At 65.1% G+C, this 18,203-nt stretch carries 16 protein-coding genes and 1 other RNA gene; 11 read left to right on the plus strand and 6 right to left on the minus strand.

Features of this window, described 5'->3' with window-relative positions:
* Positions 1–12 precede the first annotated feature (12 nt).
* The gene (locus EOD43_RS09775; RefSeq protein ID WP_127743295.1) at positions 13–423 is read left to right on the plus strand and encodes a DUF2147 domain-containing protein; all 411 of its coding nucleotides are present in this window, start codon (positions 13–15) and stop codon (positions 421–423) included.
* 40 nt (positions 424–463) lie between these two features.
* On the opposite strand, the gene EOD43_RS09780 is transcribed toward EOD43_RS09775, so the two are convergent.
* The 3 genes from EOD43_RS09780 to EOD43_RS09790 all read right to left on the minus strand — a co-directional run bounded on the left by EOD43_RS09780 (position 464) and on the right by EOD43_RS09790 (position 5,102).
* Positions 464–2,965, minus strand: a complete 2,502-nt coding sequence (locus EOD43_RS09780; RefSeq protein WP_127743297.1) for an ABC transporter permease — start codon at positions 2,963–2,965, stop codon at positions 464–466.
* Positions 2,966–3,096: 131 nt separating this feature from the next.
* Positions 3,097–3,777, minus strand: a complete 681-nt coding sequence (locus EOD43_RS09785; protein WP_127743299.1) for an ABC transporter ATP-binding protein — start codon at positions 3,775–3,777, stop codon at positions 3,097–3,099.
* Between the two features lie 14 nt (positions 3,778–3,791).
* On the minus strand, positions 3,792–5,102 hold the full coding sequence (locus tag EOD43_RS09790) for an efflux RND transporter periplasmic adaptor subunit (protein WP_127743301.1): 1,311 nt from the start codon (positions 5,100–5,102) through the stop codon (positions 3,792–3,794).
* Positions 5,103–5,275: 173 nt separating this feature from the next.
* Here EOD43_RS09790 and EOD43_RS09795 point away from each other — a divergent pair, with 173 nt between their 5' ends.
* The 4 genes from EOD43_RS09795 to EOD43_RS09810 all read left to right on the plus strand — a co-directional run bounded on the left by EOD43_RS09795 (position 5,276) and on the right by EOD43_RS09810 (position 11,411).
* Entirely contained in the window at positions 5,276–6,667 is a 1,392-nt protein-coding gene (locus EOD43_RS09795) for a sigma-54-dependent transcriptional regulator (RefSeq protein ID WP_127743303.1), read from the plus strand.
* Positions 6,657–7,964 carry a sensor histidine kinase gene (locus tag EOD43_RS09800; RefSeq protein WP_127743305.1) on the plus strand — a complete coding sequence of 436 codons (1,308 nt, stop codon included), beginning with the start codon at positions 6,657–6,659 and terminating at the stop codon, positions 7,962–7,964. The genes EOD43_RS09795 and EOD43_RS09800 overlap by 11 nt, the downstream gene beginning before the upstream one ends.
* A 264-nt stretch (positions 7,965–8,228) precedes the next feature.
* Positions 8,229–10,970 (plus strand): TonB-dependent receptor, encoded by a 2,742-nt coding sequence (locus EOD43_RS09805; RefSeq protein ID WP_127743307.1) that lies wholly within the window; start codon positions 8,229–8,231, stop codon positions 10,968–10,970.
* Between the two features lie 87 nt (positions 10,971–11,057).
* A complete protein-coding gene (locus EOD43_RS09810) occupies positions 11,058–11,411 on the plus strand; it encodes an ArsC family reductase (RefSeq protein ID WP_127743309.1) in 354 nt (117 codons plus the stop codon).
* Here EOD43_RS09810 and EOD43_RS09815 read toward each other — a convergent pair.
* Complete coding sequence (locus tag EOD43_RS09815; protein WP_240653135.1) at positions 11,384–12,592, minus strand: GGDEF domain-containing protein; 1,209 nt, start codon at positions 12,590–12,592, stop codon at positions 11,384–11,386. The two genes, EOD43_RS09810 and EOD43_RS09815, sit on opposite strands and share 28 nt — an antisense overlap.
* A gap of 111 nt (positions 12,593–12,703) precedes the next feature.
* Between EOD43_RS09815 and EOD43_RS09820 the strand changes: the two genes are divergently transcribed.
* The gene (locus EOD43_RS09820) at positions 12,704–13,087 is read left to right on the plus strand and encodes a RidA family protein (RefSeq protein WP_127743311.1); all 384 of its coding nucleotides are present in this window, start codon (positions 12,704–12,706) and stop codon (positions 13,085–13,087) included.
* Here EOD43_RS09820 and EOD43_RS09825 read toward each other — a convergent pair whose 3' ends face one another.
* Together EOD43_RS09825 and EOD43_RS23630 are read right to left on the minus strand one after the other, a co-directional pair.
* A complete protein-coding gene (locus EOD43_RS09825; RefSeq protein ID WP_164857173.1) occupies positions 13,088–13,954 on the minus strand; it encodes an alpha/beta hydrolase in 867 nt (288 codons plus the stop codon).
* Between the two features lie 133 nt (positions 13,955–14,087).
* Positions 14,088–14,417, minus strand: coding sequence for a hypothetical protein (locus EOD43_RS23630; protein ID WP_164857174.1), 330 nt, complete (start codon positions 14,415–14,417; stop codon positions 14,088–14,090).
* Positions 14,418–14,481: 64 nt separating this feature from the next.
* Between EOD43_RS23630 and EOD43_RS09835 the strand changes: the two genes are divergently transcribed.
* The 5 genes from EOD43_RS09835 (at position 14,482) to msrA (ending at position 18,143) form a co-directional block, all read left to right on the plus strand.
* Positions 14,482–15,774 (plus strand): homoserine dehydrogenase, encoded by a 1,293-nt coding sequence (locus EOD43_RS09835; protein ID WP_127743317.1) that lies wholly within the window; start codon positions 14,482–14,484, stop codon positions 15,772–15,774.
* Between the two features lie 81 nt (positions 15,775–15,855).
* The gene (gene glpX / locus EOD43_RS09840; RefSeq protein ID WP_127743319.1) at positions 15,856–16,818 is read left to right on the plus strand and encodes a class II fructose-bisphosphatase; all 963 of its coding nucleotides are present in this window, start codon (positions 15,856–15,858) and stop codon (positions 16,816–16,818) included.
* A 41-nt stretch (positions 16,819–16,859) separates the two neighbouring features.
* An RNA gene (rnpB, locus tag EOD43_RS09845) (RNase P RNA component class A) lies at positions 16,860–17,253 on the plus strand.
* 51 nt (positions 17,254–17,304) lie between these two features.
* Complete coding sequence (locus EOD43_RS09850; RefSeq protein WP_127743321.1) at positions 17,305–17,547, plus strand: DUF2171 domain-containing protein; 243 nt, start codon at positions 17,305–17,307, stop codon at positions 17,545–17,547.
* 50 nt (positions 17,548–17,597) lie between these two features.
* Positions 17,598–18,143: a peptide-methionine (S)-S-oxide reductase MsrA gene (msrA, locus tag EOD43_RS09855; protein WP_127743323.1), complete on the plus strand. Its 546-nt coding sequence runs from the start codon at positions 17,598–17,600 to the stop codon at positions 18,141–18,143.
* Positions 18,144–18,203: the final 60 nt, after the last annotated feature.

The raw sequence follows: 18,203 nt of genomic DNA on the forward strand, positions 1-18,203 counted from the left end.
GAGAGGTGTTCGATGAAGTGGACGAGGCTGTCTCTCGCGGTCATCGCAGCGCCCCTTCTGGTGCAGCCCGCCGGTGCCGCGGTCGGTGACGGCTCGTTCGGCATCTGGCGCAATCCGCAGAACAGCGTCCATGTTCGAGCCGAGCGGTGCGGCAAGTATATGTGTGGCACGGTCGTCTGGGCGAATGACAAGGCCAAGGCGGATGCGCGCCGGGGCGGGACGGCCGAGCTGATCGGGTTGCAGCTGTTCCGCGAGTTCCGCCTAGACAAGAAGGGCGAGTGGCGTGGCAAGGTCCATGTGCCCGATATCGGCAAGACCTTGTCGGGCACGATCAGCGTCGTCGATGAGAACACGTTGGTCGGCACCGGCTGCCTGATCGGCCGGGTAGGGTGCAAGAGCCAGACGTGGACGCGGCTTCCCTGACGTAGGAAGGGCGCCGCCATCGCTGGCGACGCCCCGTTCCTTACTCGTATCGCAGCGCGTGGATCGGGTTGGCGCGCGCCACGCGGACGGCGTGGGCCGATATGGTGCCGATCGCGATGACGAGCGCGATCGCGCCGGCGATGACGAACGGCACCGGGGTCAGCGTGATCCGGCTGTCGAAGGTGTTGAGCCAATCGCGCATCACCCACCAGGCGACCGGCCAGGCGATCAGATTGGCGATCAACACCGGCCGGCTGAACTGCCACACCAGCAACTGGACGATATCCCGCGTCCGCGCGCCCAGCACCTTGCGAATGCCGATCTCCTTGGTGCGGCGTTCGGCGGTGAAGCTGGCGAGGCCGAACAGGCCCAGGCAGCCGACGATCACCGCGAGGATCGCGAAGGATGCGAAGATCTGCGCGCGGGCCGTCTCGGCTTCGTAGAGGCGGGTCATGATGTCGTCGCTGAACTGCGCCTCGAATGGAACGGCGGGCTGGCGGCTTTTCCACAGCCGCTCGATCCGGGCGCGGACCGCTGCGGGATCGCCGGTGTAGCGGACGATGACATAATCGTCGCCGCCCTGGTCGCGATAGAACATCATCGGCTCCATCGGCGTGCGCACCGAACGGAAGCGCGTGTCGTTGACCACGCCCACGATCGTCACCGGGGTCGCGCCATATTTGGTGTCGACCATCGACGTCTTGACCGTCTTGCCGATCGCAGCCTGCGGATCGGCGAAGCCCAGCCGTTTGAGCGCCAGTTCGTTCATCACGACGTTGAGGCCGCGCCGGTTGAGCGCCGCATCCGCCTCGGGCTGCGAGGGGAAGGGCAGGGTCGCGTCGTCCATCGCGCGGTTGCGATCGAGCAGGCGCCCCGCGACCTTGCGCAGGCCCATCGTCGCGAAGAAGTCCGGATCGATCGCATAGGTACCGATCAGGATCGACTCGTTGCGCCCTTCGACCTGGAAGCCGCGATTGCTGCTGTTGCGGGTGTTGACGCCGATCGATGTCGTGGCGGCGGCGAGGACGCCGTCGACGCGCTTGATCTCGTCGACCAGCGATCGGCGCGCGGCGTGATCGCGGATGCGGCCGGCATTGTCGATCTGCAGGATGCCGTCGCGCTTGAAGCCGGGATCGACCGTCTGCGCATAGACGGTCTGCGCGTAGATGACGGCGGTGCAGACGATCAGGCCGATCGATACCGCGAACTGGCCGATCACCAGCACCGAACGCAGCCGGCCCGAGCCGCTCGCATCCGCGCTCGACTTGTTCGCCTTCAGCACACGTGCGGGCTGGAAACCCGACAGGATGAACGCGGGGTAGAGGCCGCCCGCAAGGCCGACGACCAGCACGAGCAGGATCATCGGCAGCAGAACGCCATCCACGCCCCAGTAATGTAGCGCCAGATCGGCCTTCAGGAAGGCGGCGAACCACGGCAGGCTGAGTTCGACCATCGCCAGCGCGACCAGCATCGCGATCGCCGACATCAGCACGGATTCGGTCAGGAACTGCGCGATCAGCTGCTTGCGGCTCGCGCCCAGCACCTTGCGCAGCGCGACTTCGCGGGCGCGTTGTCCGGCGCGGGCGGTGGCCAGGTTGGTGAAGTTGACGCAGGCCATCGCCAGGATCAGCACCGCGATCACCGCGAAGGTATAGACGGTGCGCCGGTCGTTGCCCGGCGTCATCGATCCGCCCTGCGCCTTGCCCAGATGGATGTCGCGGACGTTGACGAGGTGCCAGTCCTGATCGTCGCCCGCATTGGTGCGCAGCCCGGCGATCGTCTCGTCCGGAATGTTGCGCTTCTCCCAGGCGGGAAGCTGCGACCGGATCGCGGCAGGGTTGGCGCCGGGACGCAGCGTCACGAACACCCAGCCCGATTGCCAGCCCCAGCTGTCGAGGAATTCGGGGATGTCGGCGAAATAGCTGTTCGGATCGATCCGGCCGACCATGTTGAACTTGATCGCGCTGTTCTTCGGCGTGTCTGCCGTCACGCCGGTGACGCGATAATCGAAGGTGCGGCCGCGCGCGCCCATCGTCAGCGTCTTGCCCAGCGCGTCGACGGTACCGAACCGCTTGATCGCCTCGCTTTCGGTGACGACCAGCGATCCGGCCGATTGCAGCGCGGTCGCGGGATTGCCGCGCAAGAACGGGAATTGGAGCACATCGAACAGATTGCCGTCGACCAGCAGCACGTCGTCGCTGGGCGTCGCCTGTCCGTCCTTCGTCACGATCGGGCTGGCAGACAGCGCGTAAACGAGCTTGTCGACCTGCGGGAAATCCTTCTTCAGCCGCTGACCGGCGACATAGGCCGTCATCTGCAGGTTCATCTCATTGCCCGTTTCGGGCGACTTGTAATGCGACTGGAACTGATAGGCGTTTTCCGCGCCCGGCAGCGTCGCATCATAGGTCAGCTCGTAGCGGACGAAGAGCAGGATCATCAGGCACGCGGCCATGCCGATCGCCAGACCCAATATGTTGATGAAGGCATAAGCGCGGCTCTTTGCGAGCGCCCGGATGCCGACGGTCAGATAGTTGCGCCACATTGGGCTGTCCCCTTGATCCTCCCTCCTCGTCATCCCGGCGGAGGCCGGGATCTCAGGAGGCTCTTGCCGCTAGTTCATCTCCCCACCTCCTGAGATCCCGGCCTCCGCCGGGATGACGGGATGGGGAGTCCTCACGCCGCCCTACGGCGCTCCACCAAAATTCGGCCGTCGAGCATGTTGACGACGCGGCTCGCATAATCGGCGTGGGCGGGCGAGTGCGTGACCATCACGATCGTCGCCCCGTCGCGGTTGAGCGCCTGGAGCATGCCCATCACCTCCTCACCATGCTGGGTGTCGAGGTTGCCGGTCGGTTCGTCGGCCAGGATCAGATCGGGCTTGCCGACGACCGCGCGGGCGACGGCGACGCGCTGCTGCTGGCCGCCCGACAACTGGCTGGGCCGGTGATCGGCGCGGTGGGCGATGCCGACGCGGTCCATCGCGGCGGCGACGCGCTTGCGCCGATCACCGGCCGAGATGCCGTGGTAGAGCAGGGCAAGCTCGATATTCTCGCGCACCGTCAGCTCGTCGACCAGATTGAAGCTCTGGAAGATGAAGCCGACATGGCGCTTGCGGACATCGGCCAGCTTCGCCTCGGGCAGGCCGGCGACCTCCTGATCATGGAACAGGTACGAACCGCCGCTGGGGCTGTCGAGCAGGCCCAGGATATTGAGCAGGGTCGATTTGCCGCAGCCCGAAGGCCCCATGATCGCCACGAACTCGCCCGCGGCGATATCGAGATCGATCGCGTCGAGCGCGGTCGTTTCGACCGTGTCGGTGCGGTAGGTGCGGGAAAGGTTGCGCAGCGTCAGCATGGGTTCGGTCCTTCTCAGTCGCGCTTGATGTCGAGGCCGGTCTTGTCGACGAGGCCGGAATAGGAGGAGGTGATCACCTTCTCGCCGGGATCGAGCCCGTCGAGCACCTCGATGAAATCGGAATTGCGGCGGCCAAGGCGGACGTTGCGGCGCACCGCGCTCTTGCCGTCGGGCGCCACCACGAACACCCAGCTGCCGCCGGTGTCGTTATAGAAGCTGCCATTGGGGATCAGGCGGGCGCGAACCGGATCGCCCAGCGTCAGCCGGGTCTGGATCGTCTGGCCGCGCTGCATGCCCTCAGGCTCGGCGCCCAGGAACCACAGGTCGACCTCGAACTCGCCATTCTTCACCTGCGGATAGATCTTGGCGACCTTCATCCGATACGGCTTGCCGTCGCGCTCGATCGTGGCGATCTGGCCGGGTTCGACCCGGCCGAGATAGAATTCGTCGACGCCCGCGACGATCTTGGTGCGGCCGGGGCTGTCGATCTGCCCGATCCGCTCGCCGCGGCTCATCGACTGGCCGACCTGGATCGAGAAGGCAGTGAGCTGGCCGGAGACCGGCGCGCGCAGCTTCAGCTGATCGAGGTTGGCGCGGGCGATGGCGAGCGCGGACTGGAGCGAGTTGGCGGTGGCGCGAAGCTGCGCGAGCTGGCTTGTCTGAAGCCGCTCGTCGGTCGCCTGCGCCTCGCGCAGCACGCGGCCGCGCTTGAGCTGATATTGATAATCGTCGGTCGTGTCGCGGAAGGTGCGGCCCGCAACGAAGCCCTTGTCGGCCAGCGGGCGCTGGATCTCGTACTGGCGCTTCGCCTTATTGGCGTCGAGATCCGCCTGGATCAGGTTGCGCTCATTCTCCAGCCGGTTGCGCGACAGATTGAGTTCGGTCGTGCGCAGATTGTTGAGCTGCTCGGCGACTTCGGTTTCGCGCGCCAGCGTGGAGAGTTGGAGATCGGCGTTCGAGAGTTCGGCGAGAAGCTGCCCCTTCGCCACGGTCGCCCCATCCTCGACCAGGATCTTTTCGACCCGGCCGCCTTCGACAGCGTCGAGATAGACGGTGAGGAGCGGGGTCACGCGGCCCCGCAACGGCAGGAAATCGTCGAACGTACCCATCTTCACGTCGGATATGGTGAGACGGGTCGCATCGACCGTCTGGCTTTCCCCGCGCGGCGCGAACCACCACGCGGCGATCAGTAGCAGGAGCGCGGCCACGCCGCCGGCGATGATTTTGGTGCGCGTCGAAAGCCCACGCTTTTCGATCACGCGATCCATGCTGCCGCCGGTCGGGGCGCTGCTCTGCGGTTCGGATTTCATGCGGAGAACGGTCATGCCGATTGTTACGCAAACGGCGTGCCACTTGCTGCTGGTCAGGCGGCATAAGCCTTTCGTCGAACTGCGCTCGCCTGTGCTGTCCGTTTCCGGACAGTTGATTTGTCCGAAAGCGAACAGTCGTCCTTTCGCGACTGTCCGAAATCGGACATGCTGGGGATATGGGGGAATTGATGGCGAATGGCCGGTTCGATCTGGCGGTGGTGATCGACGACGATCAGGATATCCTGCTCGCCGCGCGCCTGGCGCTGCGCGACCATTTTACCGAGGTGCTGACGACGCCGGTGCCGGAAGAGGGGCTGCGCCTCATCGCCCAACGATCGCCCGACGTCGTCCTGCTCGACGCCAATTTCGCGCGCGGGGCGACCGATGGGAGCGAAGGCTTTCTGTGGCTCGATCGGATCGTGAAGGCCGATCCCGATGCTGTGGTCGTCCTGATCACCGCGCATGCCGGGGTGCAGATGGCGGTCGAGGCGATGAAGCGTGGCGCGACCGATTTCGTATCGAAGCCGTGGCTCAACGAACGTCTGGTCGCCACGGTCAGCACCGCCGCGCGCCTGCGCCGTTCGCGCCGTGCCACCGGGGTCGAACGCGCGAAGGTCGCGACCTTGAGCGCGGCGGCGACGGCAACGCCTCTGCTCGGCACGTCGCCCGCGATGCGGCATGTCCATTCGCTGATCGAGCGCGCGGCGCCGACCGAGGCGAATGTGCTGATCCTGGGCGAGAACGGGACCGGCAAGGAACTGGTCGCGCGCGAAATCCACAATCGCTCGCGCCGTGCGTCGGCCGCGATGGTCTCGGTCGATATGGGGGCCGTGACCGAAAACCTGATCGACAGCGAGCTGTTCGGCCATGTGAAGGGCGCCTTCACCGATGCACGCGCCGATCGGGTCGGGCGGCTGCAGGCGGCCGATGGCGGCACCTTGTTCCTCGACGAAATCGGCAATCTGCCGCTCCATCTCCAACCCAAATTGCTCACCGCGCTCGAACAGCGGCAGGTGACGCCGGTGGGCGCGAACCGGCCGGTGCCGATCGACGTGCGCGTTGTTTCCGCCACCAATGTCGCGCCCGACAGGCTGACCGACGAACGCGCCTTTCGCGCGGATCTGCTGTTCCGGCTCAACACGGTCGAAATCCACCTGCCGCCGCTGCGCGATCGGCGTGAGGATATCCCGCTGCTGCTCGCGCACTTCATCGACATTTATCGGCGTCGCTACGATGCGCCCGAGCGCGAACTGCCGTCCGATCTGATCGTGGCGCTGCAGGAGCATGCTTGGCCGGGCAATGTTCGCGCGTTGCGCCATGCCGCCGAACGTGCGGTCATTCTCGCGCAGGGCGATGCCTATGAACTGGCCGACTTTCCGTTGGCGCGCGGGGCGACGCCTGTCCGCATCGCGCCCGAGACCATTTCGGCCGAGACGGGCGATTTCAACCTGGAGCGCGCCGAGCGCCAGATGATCGAGCGCGCGCTGAAGAAGCACGCTTACAATATCTCGGCCGCCGCGACCGATCTCGGCCTGACGCGCGGTTCGCTCTATCGGCGCATGGAAAAGCATGGGCTTTGATCGCAGCTTCTCGGCCGGGGTCGCGCTGCGGCTCGGTGCGATCGGTGCGACGATGTTCGCACTGGTGGGCAGCCTGTCGCAGTCGCTGGCGGCGACCGCGATCCTCTCGGCGCTCCTGCTGGTCGCGGCGGTGGCCAGCCTGTGGGCCTATGTCCGCCGCACAAATGTCGAGGTCGCGCGCTTCGTGCAAGCGCTGATGCACGGCGATCTTTCGCAGGGCTTTTCGACCGGGCGGAGGGGCGGGGGCTTCGAGATATTGGGCCGCCAGCTGGACTCCGCGATCCGCACCCTGCGCGACGAACGCGCCGCGGCGACCGATGCGGGGCGATTTCACGCGGCCCTGGTCGACGAGGCGCCGGTCGCGTTGTTGGTGATCGACGAGGATCGGGTCGAGCTGGTCAATCGCGCGGCGCGCAAGCTGTTCCACACCGACGCCGTCCGGATCGAGGATTTTGCGGGCTTCGGCGACGATCTGGTGGCGGCCCTGCACGGCCGGGGGCGGCGGCTTGGGATCGTGTCGATCGATGGTAGGCCGCAGCGGGCGTCGATGCTTGCGACCCCGCTCCACCGCCTCGGCCGGCCGCTGCGCCTGCTGGCGATCCAGCCGCTTCACAGCGAGATCGATGCGGTCGAAATGAGCGCGCAGGCCGATCTGGTCCGCGTGCTGACGCATGAGATCATGAACTCGATGACCCCGGTGACGTCGCTCGCGCGGTCGGCCGCGTCGCTGATGGCCGATGCGCCCGCCGATCTGGCCGATGCGCGCATGGCGATCGAGACGGTGGCGCGCCGGTCCGAAGGGATCATGCACTTCGTCGAGGGCTATCGCGCCTTCATCCGATCGCCGGTCATCCATCCGCGCCGCTTCGCCGCGAAGGGCTGGGCGGAGGAGATGGGGCGGCTGTTCGCGGCGACGCCCGAAGGCGAGGGGGCGGGGCTCAAAGTGTCGGTCGCGCCCGACGATCTGATGCTCGATCTCGATCCCGATCTGATGGCGCAGGCGGTGCTCAATCTGATGAAGAACGGCGCCGAGGCGGCTGCCGGCGCCGGGCGATCGCCGCAGATCGGATTGACCATCGCGCGCGGCGCGGCCGGCATCGCGATCACGGTGGGCGACAACGGACGGGGCATTCCGCCCGACCTGACGAACGACATCTTCCTGCCCTTCTTCACGACCAAGCCGACCGGAACCGGCGTGGGCCTGAGCCTGGTCCGACGCATCGTCACCGCGCATCGCGGCACCGTCGCGCTGCGCCATAGCGGCCCGGACGGAACGAGCATCGAAATCCTCGTCTGACCGCTATCGCCATTTGTGCGGTGCGTGATGCAAAAATGCGTTTAACCCGGTTCCCAAAAGTCGTTGGTCGCTCCGTCACGGCTTCGTCATAGCAGCGCGCCTGCCGCCCAAGCGGTGAAAAGCCGGGAAAATACCCGGGTTCTGGAGAGAGATGACGATCGGCGCGGGCGGCTGTCCCAGCGCGTCCCATCCCTGTGAAGCGTCGATTCAGGCGCGCAACATCGCCGGCACAGGCGAGACTTCATCTGGTTTTGAGAGGGTTTCATGGGCAAATTTTCGATTCAGCTTCAGGTTGCGCGCGTCTCCGCGATGGCGCTGGCGACGAGCTTGAGCATTCCCGCTTTCGCGCAGGACGCCGCCGTCGAGCCGGCGGCCGAGGAAGCGCCGCAGGGCGGCCTGCAGGACATCGTCGTCACCGCGCGTCGCGTTGAGGAACGCCTGCAGGACGTGCCGCTGTCGATCACGGCGATGAACGCCAAGACGCTGAACGACAACCGGATCAGCCAGGTGCAGGATCTGGGCGCGTCGGTGCCGAACCTGATCACCGGCAAGACTTCGATCCCCGGCGGCGGACAGGTCGCGATCCGCGGCGTCAACGGGCAGAGCCTGCCGCGCATCGGCCTGGACAGCCGCGTCGGCGTCTATCTCGACGGCGTCTATCTGGCGCGTTCGCAGGGGCAGAGCTTCAACCTGCCCGATATCTCGCGCATCGAAGTGCTTAAAGGTCCGCAGGGCACTTTGTTCGGTCGTAACGTGACCGCAGGCTCGATCAACATCGTGACCGCGAACCCGACCGGCAAGTTCGGTGCCACGCTGGAAGCCGGCCTCGGCAGCCGCGATCGCCGCCGCTATCGCGCGACGGTCGACTTCCCCGAGTTCAACGGCCTCTCGCTGCGGGTCAGCTATATGCATGACGAGCGCGAAGGGGATTTCAAGAACCGTGCTGCGGGCTTCCGTCCCGGCCCGGTGAACATCAGCGTTCCGGCGGTCGCCGCGACGGCCACCACGCCGGCGAGCGATGCGTTCAACTTCGCCTACACCCCGAAGAAGGCGGCGAGCAGCTTCGGTTATCTGAACAGCGACAACGTGTTCGTGGCCGCGCGCTACGAAGGGATCGACGGCCTGACCGCCGATTACAAGTTCGATTACAACCACCAACTCGAAGCCAACGCGACCCAGAACATTCAGGGCTATTCGCGCGGCGGCAGCTGCGTGGCGGCGGCGATCGCGCTGGGCGGCAGCGTGAACCAGTGCGGCGCGGGCGCAATCACCACGCCGGGCTTCACCAACGGCGTTATCTCGCGCCCCGGCACGATCACCAATGTCGGTGGCATTCGCGGTAATTTCGACTCGGTCGGCGCGCAGGACTTCTCGCTCGGCTTCCGCCGTCCGGGCGCCAAGGCGGAGCCTTATACCGCGCCGGCGCTGATCCGCTCCTACGGCCACAATCTGACGCTCAACTATGAAGCGGCGGATTATCTGACCGTGAAGAGCATCACGGCCTATCGCAACCTCAAGACCCAGGTGCAGCAGAATGGCGACGGTGGCCAGTTCACGCTGATGAACGAGTTCCTGACTGCGGTGAACCCGGCGCTCTATCCCGCGTCGCGCTTCCCCGCCGGCCAGAATACCCTGTTCCCGCTCGGCTATGCCTTCCAGGGGCAGGAGCAGCGCCAGTTCTCGCAGGAATTGCAGGGCTTCGGCAGCGCGACCGAATGGCTCGATTATTTGGTCGGCCTCTACTATTTCAAGGAGAAGGGGTTCGCCTATCAGTTCGGTTCGAACGCCAACGCGACCTCGCCGGGCGGCATCATCGCCGCGCTCAACGGCACCAACGGTATCCCGGTTATCCAGCCCAATGGCGGCCTGAACAACTGGGGCATCGGTTCGACGCTGGCGGGCGATTACAACCACTCGACGTCGGAATCGAAGGCGATCTTCGGGCGCCTGACGGTCAAGCCGGTCGAGAAGGTCGATATCGTGCTCGGCGGCCGCTACACCAAGGATGAGAAGACGGGTGATATCCCGCAGTTCATGGCGAACTTCCTCGATGCCGATCCGCTGGTGCAGCCGGGCCGTCAGCAGGTGTCGGCCTTCCTGCGGCAGAAGTTCGACAAGTTCACGTACGACGGCACGATCACCTATCACTTCTCGCGCGATGCCAACATCTATGCGCGTTATGCGACCGCCTATCTGGCCGGTGGCGCGATCCGCAACGTGCCGTTCGAACCGGAAACGACCAAGGCCGGCGAAATCGGCTTCAAGTCGGAACTGTTCGATCGCAAGGTCCGCTTCAACACCGCGGCTTTCTATCAGTCGAGCAAGAACTCGCAGTTCAACCGCACGTCGCCGATTCCGGTTGTCCTGCCCGGTCAGACCGCCATCACGAACGTGACGGCCACGCAGTTGCTCAACCTCGGCTCGGCCAAGGTGAAGGGCTTCGAGGCCGAACTGACCGCCGCACCGCTCGACGGGCTGACGCTCAACGGCAGCGTCGGTTATGCCAAGCAGACCTTCGCCTCGCCCTTCGCAGGTGTCGCGCCCGCCAAGCCGATCGCGCCTGAGTGGACGCTGCAGGGTTCGGTCCAGTACGATACGCAGCCGATCATCGGTGACGCCTATCTCTCGATCCGCCTCGATGCGAACTACCGCTCGCACTACGAAGCCCAGACCATCCCGACGACCCCGGCGCTGGGCTTGCCGCGCGAACTGCTGGCGCTTTACGGCCTGCCGACCGCAACGGCGGCGGACGTCGCGACGAGCACGCAGACCTACACCGATCTGCTGGTGAAGAACGGGCGTCTGGGCGGATTCTGGCTGGCCAATGCGCGCATCTCGCTGGTCGATATTCCGATCGGCGGCACGAAGGGGCGCATCTCGGGCTACGTCCGCAACATGTTCGATGAGAAGCACGGCCTGTCCTACCTCGCCTTCTACGGCATTTCGGCGGGCGGCACCTTTGTCGAGCGGCGCAGCTTCGGGCTCGATCTCAGCGTCGAATTCTAAGCTTCTTCATCCGAGCAAAAGGCCGTCGTTGCGATTGCAGCGGCGGCCTTTCTCGTGTCTGAAGGCGGCGACTGCGAGAGGACGCCCATGACCATCACCATGTACGGCATCAAGAATTGCGACACGATCAAGAAGGCGCGCGATTGGCTCGCCGATCAGGGCAAGGCCTATGACTTTCACGACTATAAGGCGTCGGGCATCGACGCCGCGACGCTAGGTCGTTGGGCTGATGTCGTGGGCTGGGAAGTGCTGCTTAACAAGGCGGGTACGACCTTCAAGAAGCTGCCCGATGCCGACAAGGCCGGGATCGATCGCGACAAGGCGATCGCGCTGATGGTGGCGCAGCCTTCGATGATCAAGCGTCCGGTTCTGGATGCCGACGGCAAGCTGATCGTCGGCTTCAAGCCCGACAATTACGCGCGCGAGCTGGCGAACTCCTGACGCGGGCGGGCAGCGGCCGGTTCGGCGATCGTCGTGCGGTTACGGCCGGCCTGCTTGGAGGCGTAGAGCGCCTGATCGGCGCGCTTGATCAAAGTCGCGAGCGTGTCGATCGGGGTTAGCTGGGTCAGGCCGAAGCTGGCCGTGATCTGGATCGGCAGGCCCGCGATCGCGATCGCCATCACGTCGCGCCGAAGGTTTTCGACCTCGTCATGCACCTCGATCAGGGTGCGATTGGGGAAAAACAGCAGAAATTCCTCGCCGCCATAGCGCCCGTGAAGTGGCTTTGCACCGTGCCGTTCGAACAGCAATGAGATGCTGCACAACACCTCGTCGCCCAGCGCGTGGCCGAAGCGATCGTTGATATATTTGAACTGGTCGAGATCGCAGAGCGCCGCGCAGAGCGGCCTGCCGGTGGTGGCGGATTCGGTGATGACGCGGCGGCCGGTCGCCTCGATCGCGCGCCGATTGGGCGCGCCGGTCAGCGAGTCCGTCTCGGCGGTGCGGCGGAGCTTGTCGGCAAGGTCGCTGGCCAGCAGGTAGAGCGCGAACATGCCCAGCGCGACCGTCATCGCCGGCAGGCCGATGAACACCACGAACATATAGACGTTCTCGAGGAAGGCGTCCGGCTCGCGCCCGCGCAGCGCCAGCGCGATGCCGCCGATGCTCTCGGTCGTCACCATCGCCAGGCTGGTCACGATCATCGGCCTTTCGCCCAGCAACAGCTTGCGCCCCGGCCGCCACATGGCGAGCGTGCCCCAGATGATCATGGCCGACGCCATCAGCGGGACGATCGCGCCGCGCGCGCCCTTGTTCGGATCGATCACCCAGAAATAGAGGGTGAGCGCCAGCGTCAGCACCTGCGCCGCCGCATAGATCCACAATTTGGGCGGCAATCCCACGCGCACGCGCATCGCGGCGGCCGCGAACATCGTGCCGAGCGTCGCCAGAACATTGAGCAGGCAGAACATCGCCAGGCTGTCGCGGAACATCGCGATGTAGAGCACGTCGACGATGTACATTACGACGTTGCAGCCGAAGGCCGCCGCAAGCAGCCGCGCGACCAGCGGCTGACCAAGGCTGCGCGCGGCGAGCAACAGCGCCGTCGCCACCAACGCGTTGACCATCAGCAGGATCGTCAAAATGAAGAAATCGGTCGACACGCCGGTTTGTGCAGCCCCCAACTTACTGCGCCATTCATAATACGCATCGCGCGCTACTCAATCGGGATTGTTCCCGCCACATCGTAAGTTAAGCGGTGTCGCAATCGAATCGTCTCTTTCCGGGAGTAACTGATGACCCGTCGCCTGATTTCGTCCGGCTCACCCTTCGAAAAGCAGGCGGGCTATAGCCGTGCACTGATCGACGGAGACTGGGCGTTTGTGGCGGGGACGACCGGCTATGATCCCGAAACCCGCGTCATGCCGGACGATGTGGCCGATCAGGCGCGCAATGCGATTGCGGTGATTGCGGCCGCACTGGCCGAAGGCGGCTTCGCGCTGACGGATGTGGTGCGCGCGACCTATTACATCACCGACGCATCCTATTGGGACGCGGTGGTGCCGGTGCTGGGCGATGCGTTCGGCGAGATACGGCCGGCGGCGACGTGTCTGGTCGCCGGACTGATCAAGCCCGAGATGAAGATCGAGATCGAGGTGACCGCGCTCCGCCGTCGCTGATCATTCCCCGGCCACGCGGTGCGCGAAGGCGGTGACGTCGGCGAGGCTGGGCGCATTGCCGCGGAACGGTTTGGCCAGTGCGGTCACGATCCCGACATGGCCGGTGCCCTCATAAACCTTGAGTTCCGATTGCGCGCCCAGTTCGCGCAGGCGGCGATCGAGGTTGATCGAATTCTTCGGCCAGACGGTGTCGTCCTTCGATCCGTGGAGCAGCAGCATCGGCGGCGCGGAGGCGGAGGCGTAGTGGATCGGCTGCGTCTCGTCCGGGCGGGGCCATTGGCCGAAGGTCTTGACCGGGATCGGCCCTTCGAACGGCAGGAAGTCATAGGGGCCGGCCAGCCCTACGAAGCCCTTCACCGCCGCGCGATCGGCGCCCAGCCATTGCGGATCGAGCGCGAGCATCGCGGCATTATACGCGCCCGCCGAATGGCCGCTCAGCACGATCCGGTTCGGATCGCCGCCATAGCGGGCGATGTTCGCGACGGTCCAATGGAAGGCGGCGGCGCAATCCTGCAGGAAGCCGGGGAAGTGGACTTCGGGAACCAGCCGATAATCGGCGATCACAACGACGAACCCCGATGCGGCAAGCGCACGGCCGACGAAGGCATAGCCATCCTTGGTGCCGTTCGCCCACGAACCGCCATAGACGAAGAAGATCACCGGTTTCGGCTTGCCGGCAACCATGTCGCGCGGGGCGTAGATGTCGAGCGTGCGGCGCGCGCCTTCGCCATAGGGAATGTCGGCCGCGATCTCGCGACTGCTGCTGTCCTTGGGCAGAACCGCATCGAAGGTTTTGAGCGGCGAGCATGCGCCCGCGATGAGCACGCCCACGACCAGCACTGCCAGCCCGATCAACGTCAGACGCATTATCCCCCGCATGTTTCAGAACCACCCCGATCAGTTACGGGTGATGACGCGAATTGGTTTTGGAGGAAAGTGCGCACAGCAAAATGGGGACCGCCAAGCGATCCCCATCTCTGGCGTCATCAATCGACGTGGATCAGCGCTGCTGGTCGCGATCCTGCCGATTGCGATCCTGATCGGACTGGTCCGATTGCTGACCTCTGTCCTGGCCGCCTTGCTGCTGGCGCTGGGCCTGCTGCTGCTTGTCGAGCGAGCCTTCGCGGTGCTGCTCCTGCTGGCGGTTCTGGTTGTTCGGATCGCGGTCCATGCCGCTCTGGCGATTCTCGCCCATGACATTCTCTCCTGTGATCGTCCGCAAGGGACACAAACAGAACGATCCGAGATATTCGACGTTCCTATCGTTACGTCCAAGTGGTTGAAAATAAGACATTGTGATGCCGGAATGACGATTGCGCGCCGACATCATGGCCTTTCCCGCGACTTCGCCCTAACAAGCCGCCGAAGATTCGAAGCAGAAAGGCTCCATAAGCATGTCTCAACCGCTCAAGGTCGCGCTCGCAGGGCTCGGTACGGTCGGCGGGGGCGTGATTAAGCTGCTCGACGAAAATCGCGAACTGATCGAGCGGCGCGCGGGGCGGCCGATCGAGGTCGTCGCGGTGACGGCGCGGGATCGGACGCGCGATCGCGGCATCGATCTGTCGCGCTTCGCCTGGGTCGACGATGCGACGACGCTTGCGGATGCGCAGGACATCGACGTGGTGGTCGAACTGATCGGCGGTTCGGACGGCCCGGCGCTGACGCTGGCGCGCGAGACGCTGGCGGCAGGCAAGCCCTTCGTCACCGCGAACAAGGCGATGATCGCGCATCACGGCATCGAACTGGCGGGCCTGGCCGAACAGCAGGGCGTCGCGCTGAAATATGAAGCGGCGGTCGCGGGCGGCATTCCGGTGATCAAGGGGCTGCGCGAGGGCGCGGCCGCCAATGAGATCGCGCAGGTCTTCGGCATCCTCAACGGCACCTGCAACTATATCCTGACCGAGATGGAGGAGAAGGGCAGCGACTTTGCCGACGTTCTCGCCGAAGCGCAGCGTCTTGGCTATGCCGAAGCCGATCCCAGCTTTGACATCGACGGCGTCGACGCCGCGCACAAGCTGGCGATCCTCGCGAGCCTCGCCTTCGGCACCGCGGTCGATTTCAAGAATGTCGCGATCACCGGTATCCGCCACGTCATCGCCGCCGACATCAAGGAAGCCGCCGCGCTCGGCTTCCGCATCCGCCTGGTCGGGCAGGGGGATGCCGATGTGAAGGGGCTGTTTCAGCGCGTCCATCCGTGCCTCGTGCCGCTCAGCCATCCGCTGGCGCACGTCTCGGGTTCGCTCAACGCGGTCGTGGCGCACGGCAATTTCGTTGGCCGCCTGTTCTTCCAGGGACGTGGCGCTGGCGAGGGGCCGACTGCATCGGCCGTCGTCGCCGACCTGATCGATATCGCGCGCGGCGAAACCGGACCGGCCTTTGCGATGCCGGTCGCTTCGCTCGCCCGCGCCGAACCGGCGCCGGCCGATGATCGTCGCGGCCGCGTCTATCTGCGTTTCACCGTGGCGGATCGCCCCGGCGTGTTGGCGGAAATCACGGCGGCGATGCGGGATGCCGGGGTTTCGATCGAAAGCCTGATCCAGCGCGGGGCCGCCGCCGACGGCAATGTGCTGATCGCGATCGTCACGCATGTCGCACCCGAAAAATCGGTGATGCAGGCGCTCGAACGGCTCGAAGGATCGCAGAGCCTCGTCGCTTCACCGATGCTCATGCACATATTGGAAGAATAAGCGCCGCGCGCTTCTCGACAATGTAACTATGCTGTCCTAATCGCTCGGACTTTCCACGCCAGTTTAAAGGGGCTTTTCGCTATGGGTAAGGCAGGCAACGCGCTCGATCGAGTTCTTGTTCTCGAAATGGTGCGCGTGACCGAGGCCGCCGCCATAGCCGCCTCCAAGCTGGTCGGCCGTGGCGACGAGAAGGCCGCCGACCATGTCGCGGTCGAAGCGATGCGCGCCGCGTTCAACACGCTCGACTTCGACGGCACGGTCGTTATCGGCGAGGGCGAGCGCGACGAAGCCCCGATGCTCTACATCGGCGAGAAGGTCGGCACCGGCAAAGGCCCGAAGATCGACATCGCGCTCGATCCGCTCGAAGGCACCACGCTGACGGCCAAGGCGTTCCCGAACGCGCTCGCGGTTCTCGCGATCGCCGAAGAGGGCGGTCTGCTCAACGCGCCCGATACGTACATGGACAAGCTGGCGATCGGGCCGGGCTACGAAAAGGGTATCGTCAGCCTGAAGAACACGCCGACGCAGAATGTCGAGGCGCTGGCCAAGGCCAAGGGCGTGAAGCCCAACGAGATCATCGCCTGCGTGCTCGATCGCCCGCGCCACGAAAAGCTGATCGCCGAGCTGCGCTCGATCGGCTGCGGCGTCGTGCTGATCCCCGATGGTGACGTGGCCGGCGTGATCGCCTGCACCAACCCTGACACCACGATCGACATCTACATGGGTTCGGGCGGCGCGCCGGAAGGCGTTCTGGCGGCGGCCGCGCTCAAGTGCGTCGGCGGCCAGTTCCAGGGCCGCCTGATCTTCCGCAACGATGACGAAAAGGCGCGCGGCAAGAAGTGGGGCGTCACCGATTTCGACCGGATCTATGACCTCGACGATCTGGTGAAGGGCGACGCGATCTTCGCGGCGACCGGCGTGACCGACGGCTCGTTCCTTGATGGCGTCAAGGTCCGCAAGGACTGCATTACGACCGAGAGCGTCGTGATGCGCGCATCGTCGGGCACCGTGCGTCGCGTGCGCGGCGAGCACCGCCGGGCCTAAGAGCTTGACCTCTGCCGACCGGGCGCTACAGCCGCCCGGCGCCAGAGGATCGGGCGATCGCCGCGGCGGCTTTATGGCCGCCGGGGAGGAAAGTCCGGGCTCCAAGGAGTGACGGTGCCGGGTAACGCCCGGCGGGGGCGACCCCAGGGACAGTGCCACAGAAAGCAGACCACCGAGCGGGCCCATTCCTTTTTGGGGCGGGCTCTCGGCCAGGTCGAAAGGGTGCGGTAAAAGCGCACCGCGGACCCGGCAACGGGAACGGCATGGTAAACCCCACCGGGAGCAAGATCGAATAGGGACGGCGCATGGGCTACTCCGCCCGGTCGTCCGGGTTGATTGCTGGAGGCCGCGTGCGAGCGCGGCCCTAGAGGAATGATCGCCCATCCGCCCTTCGCGGGCGGTGGACAGAACCCGGCTTACAGATCCTCTGGCGCTTTTTCTTTGCTCGCGCGTTTCTGCGTCTCCACCTTCCCAAGGAGACGAGGCATGGCCGATCTTTCGAGCATCAAGGAACATATGGAAGTCATCGGGGCCGATGGCGTCCATGTCGGCACGGTCGATCATGTCGACGGCGATCGCATCAAGCTGACCAAGAAGGACAGCGGCGAGGGGAGCCATAAGGGCCACCACCATTATATTTCGGGCGGCCTCGTCGCCGGTGTCGAGGGCGACAAGGTGCGCCTGTCGGCCAATGGCGACGTGGCGGTGACGTTCGAAGAAGAAGCCTGATTGCAACCGCTCCGCCATCACCTATCTTCTGCATCAAAGGAGATCAGGTGATGGCGGAAGAGATCGCGACGCTGGCCGGCGGGTGCTTCTGGTGCGTCGAGGCGGTGTATGACGATGTGATCGGGGTTCACTCGGTCGAAAGCGGTTATATCGGCGGGCATGTGCCGGATCCGACCTACAAGCAGGTCTGCGGCGGCGACACCGGCCATGCCGAGGCGATCCGGATTGCCTATGATCCGGATGTGATCAGCTATGGCGAACTGCTCGATATCTTCTTCCATGTTCACGATCCGACCCAGCTGAACCGGCAGGGCAACGATGTCGGCACGCAATATCGCAGCGCGATCTTCCCGCATTCGCCCGAGCAGGAGGCCGAAGCCAGGGCCGCGATCGAGCGGGCGCAGACCGACTGGAGCGGCCCGATCGTGACCACGATCGAGCCCGATGCGCCCTGGTATGTCGCCGAGGACTATCACCAGGAATATTTCGCCCGCGAAGGGTCTAATAACGGCTATTGCGTCGCCGTGGTGGCGCCCAAGCTGATGAAATTCCGTAAGAGTTATGCGAACCGGTTGAAGAACGCCGCGACCGCCTGATCGGTTTTCATCAGCGTATCAGCCGTGGCGAAAGCCGCGAAAGCCACAACCGTCGTGGCT

This window comes from Sphingomonas crocodyli (genome assembly GCF_004005865.1).
GTDB lineage: Bacteria > Pseudomonadota > Alphaproteobacteria > Sphingomonadales > Sphingomonadaceae > Rhizorhabdus > Rhizorhabdus crocodyli.

Coding starts and splice junctions, on each gene's coding strand:
- msrA (WP_127743323.1), top strand. CDS start 17,598: ATGGCGGAAGAGATCGCGACGCTGGCCGGCGGGTGCTTCTGGTGCGTC.
- EOD43_RS09790 (WP_127743301.1), bottom strand. CDS start 5,102: ATGACCGTTCTCCGCATGAAATCCGAACCGCAGAGCAGCGCCCCGACC.
- EOD43_RS09850 (WP_127743321.1), top strand. CDS start 17,305: ATGGCCGATCTTTCGAGCATCAAGGAACATATGGAAGTCATCGGGGCC.
- EOD43_RS09835 (WP_127743317.1), top strand. CDS start 14,482: ATGTCTCAACCGCTCAAGGTCGCGCTCGCAGGGCTCGGTACGGTCGGC.
- EOD43_RS09785 (WP_127743299.1), bottom strand. CDS start 3,777: ATGCTGACGCTGCGCAACCTTTCCCGCACCTACCGCACCGACACGGTC.
- EOD43_RS09800 (WP_127743305.1), top strand. CDS start 6,657: ATGGGCTTTGATCGCAGCTTCTCGGCCGGGGTCGCGCTGCGGCTCGGT.
- EOD43_RS09780 (WP_127743297.1), bottom strand. CDS start 2,965: ATGTGGCGCAACTATCTGACCGTCGGCATCCGGGCGCTCGCAAAGAGC.
- EOD43_RS09775 (WP_127743295.1), top strand. CDS start 13: ATGAAGTGGACGAGGCTGTCTCTCGCGGTCATCGCAGCGCCCCTTCTG.
- EOD43_RS23630 (WP_164857174.1), bottom strand. CDS start 14,417: ATGATGTCGGCGCGCAATCGTCATTCCGGCATCACAATGTCTTATTTT.
- EOD43_RS09820 (WP_127743311.1), top strand. CDS start 12,704: ATGACCCGTCGCCTGATTTCGTCCGGCTCACCCTTCGAAAAGCAGGCG.
- glpX (WP_127743319.1), top strand. CDS start 15,856: ATGGGTAAGGCAGGCAACGCGCTCGATCGAGTTCTTGTTCTCGAAATG.
- EOD43_RS09805 (WP_127743307.1), top strand. CDS start 8,229: ATGGGCAAATTTTCGATTCAGCTTCAGGTTGCGCGCGTCTCCGCGATG.
- EOD43_RS09810 (WP_127743309.1), top strand. CDS start 11,058: ATGACCATCACCATGTACGGCATCAAGAATTGCGACACGATCAAGAAG.
- EOD43_RS09825 (WP_164857173.1), bottom strand. CDS start 13,954: ATGCGTCTGACGTTGATCGGGCTGGCAGTGCTGGTCGTGGGCGTGCTC.
- EOD43_RS09795 (WP_127743303.1), top strand. CDS start 5,276: ATGGCGAATGGCCGGTTCGATCTGGCGGTGGTGATCGACGACGATCAG.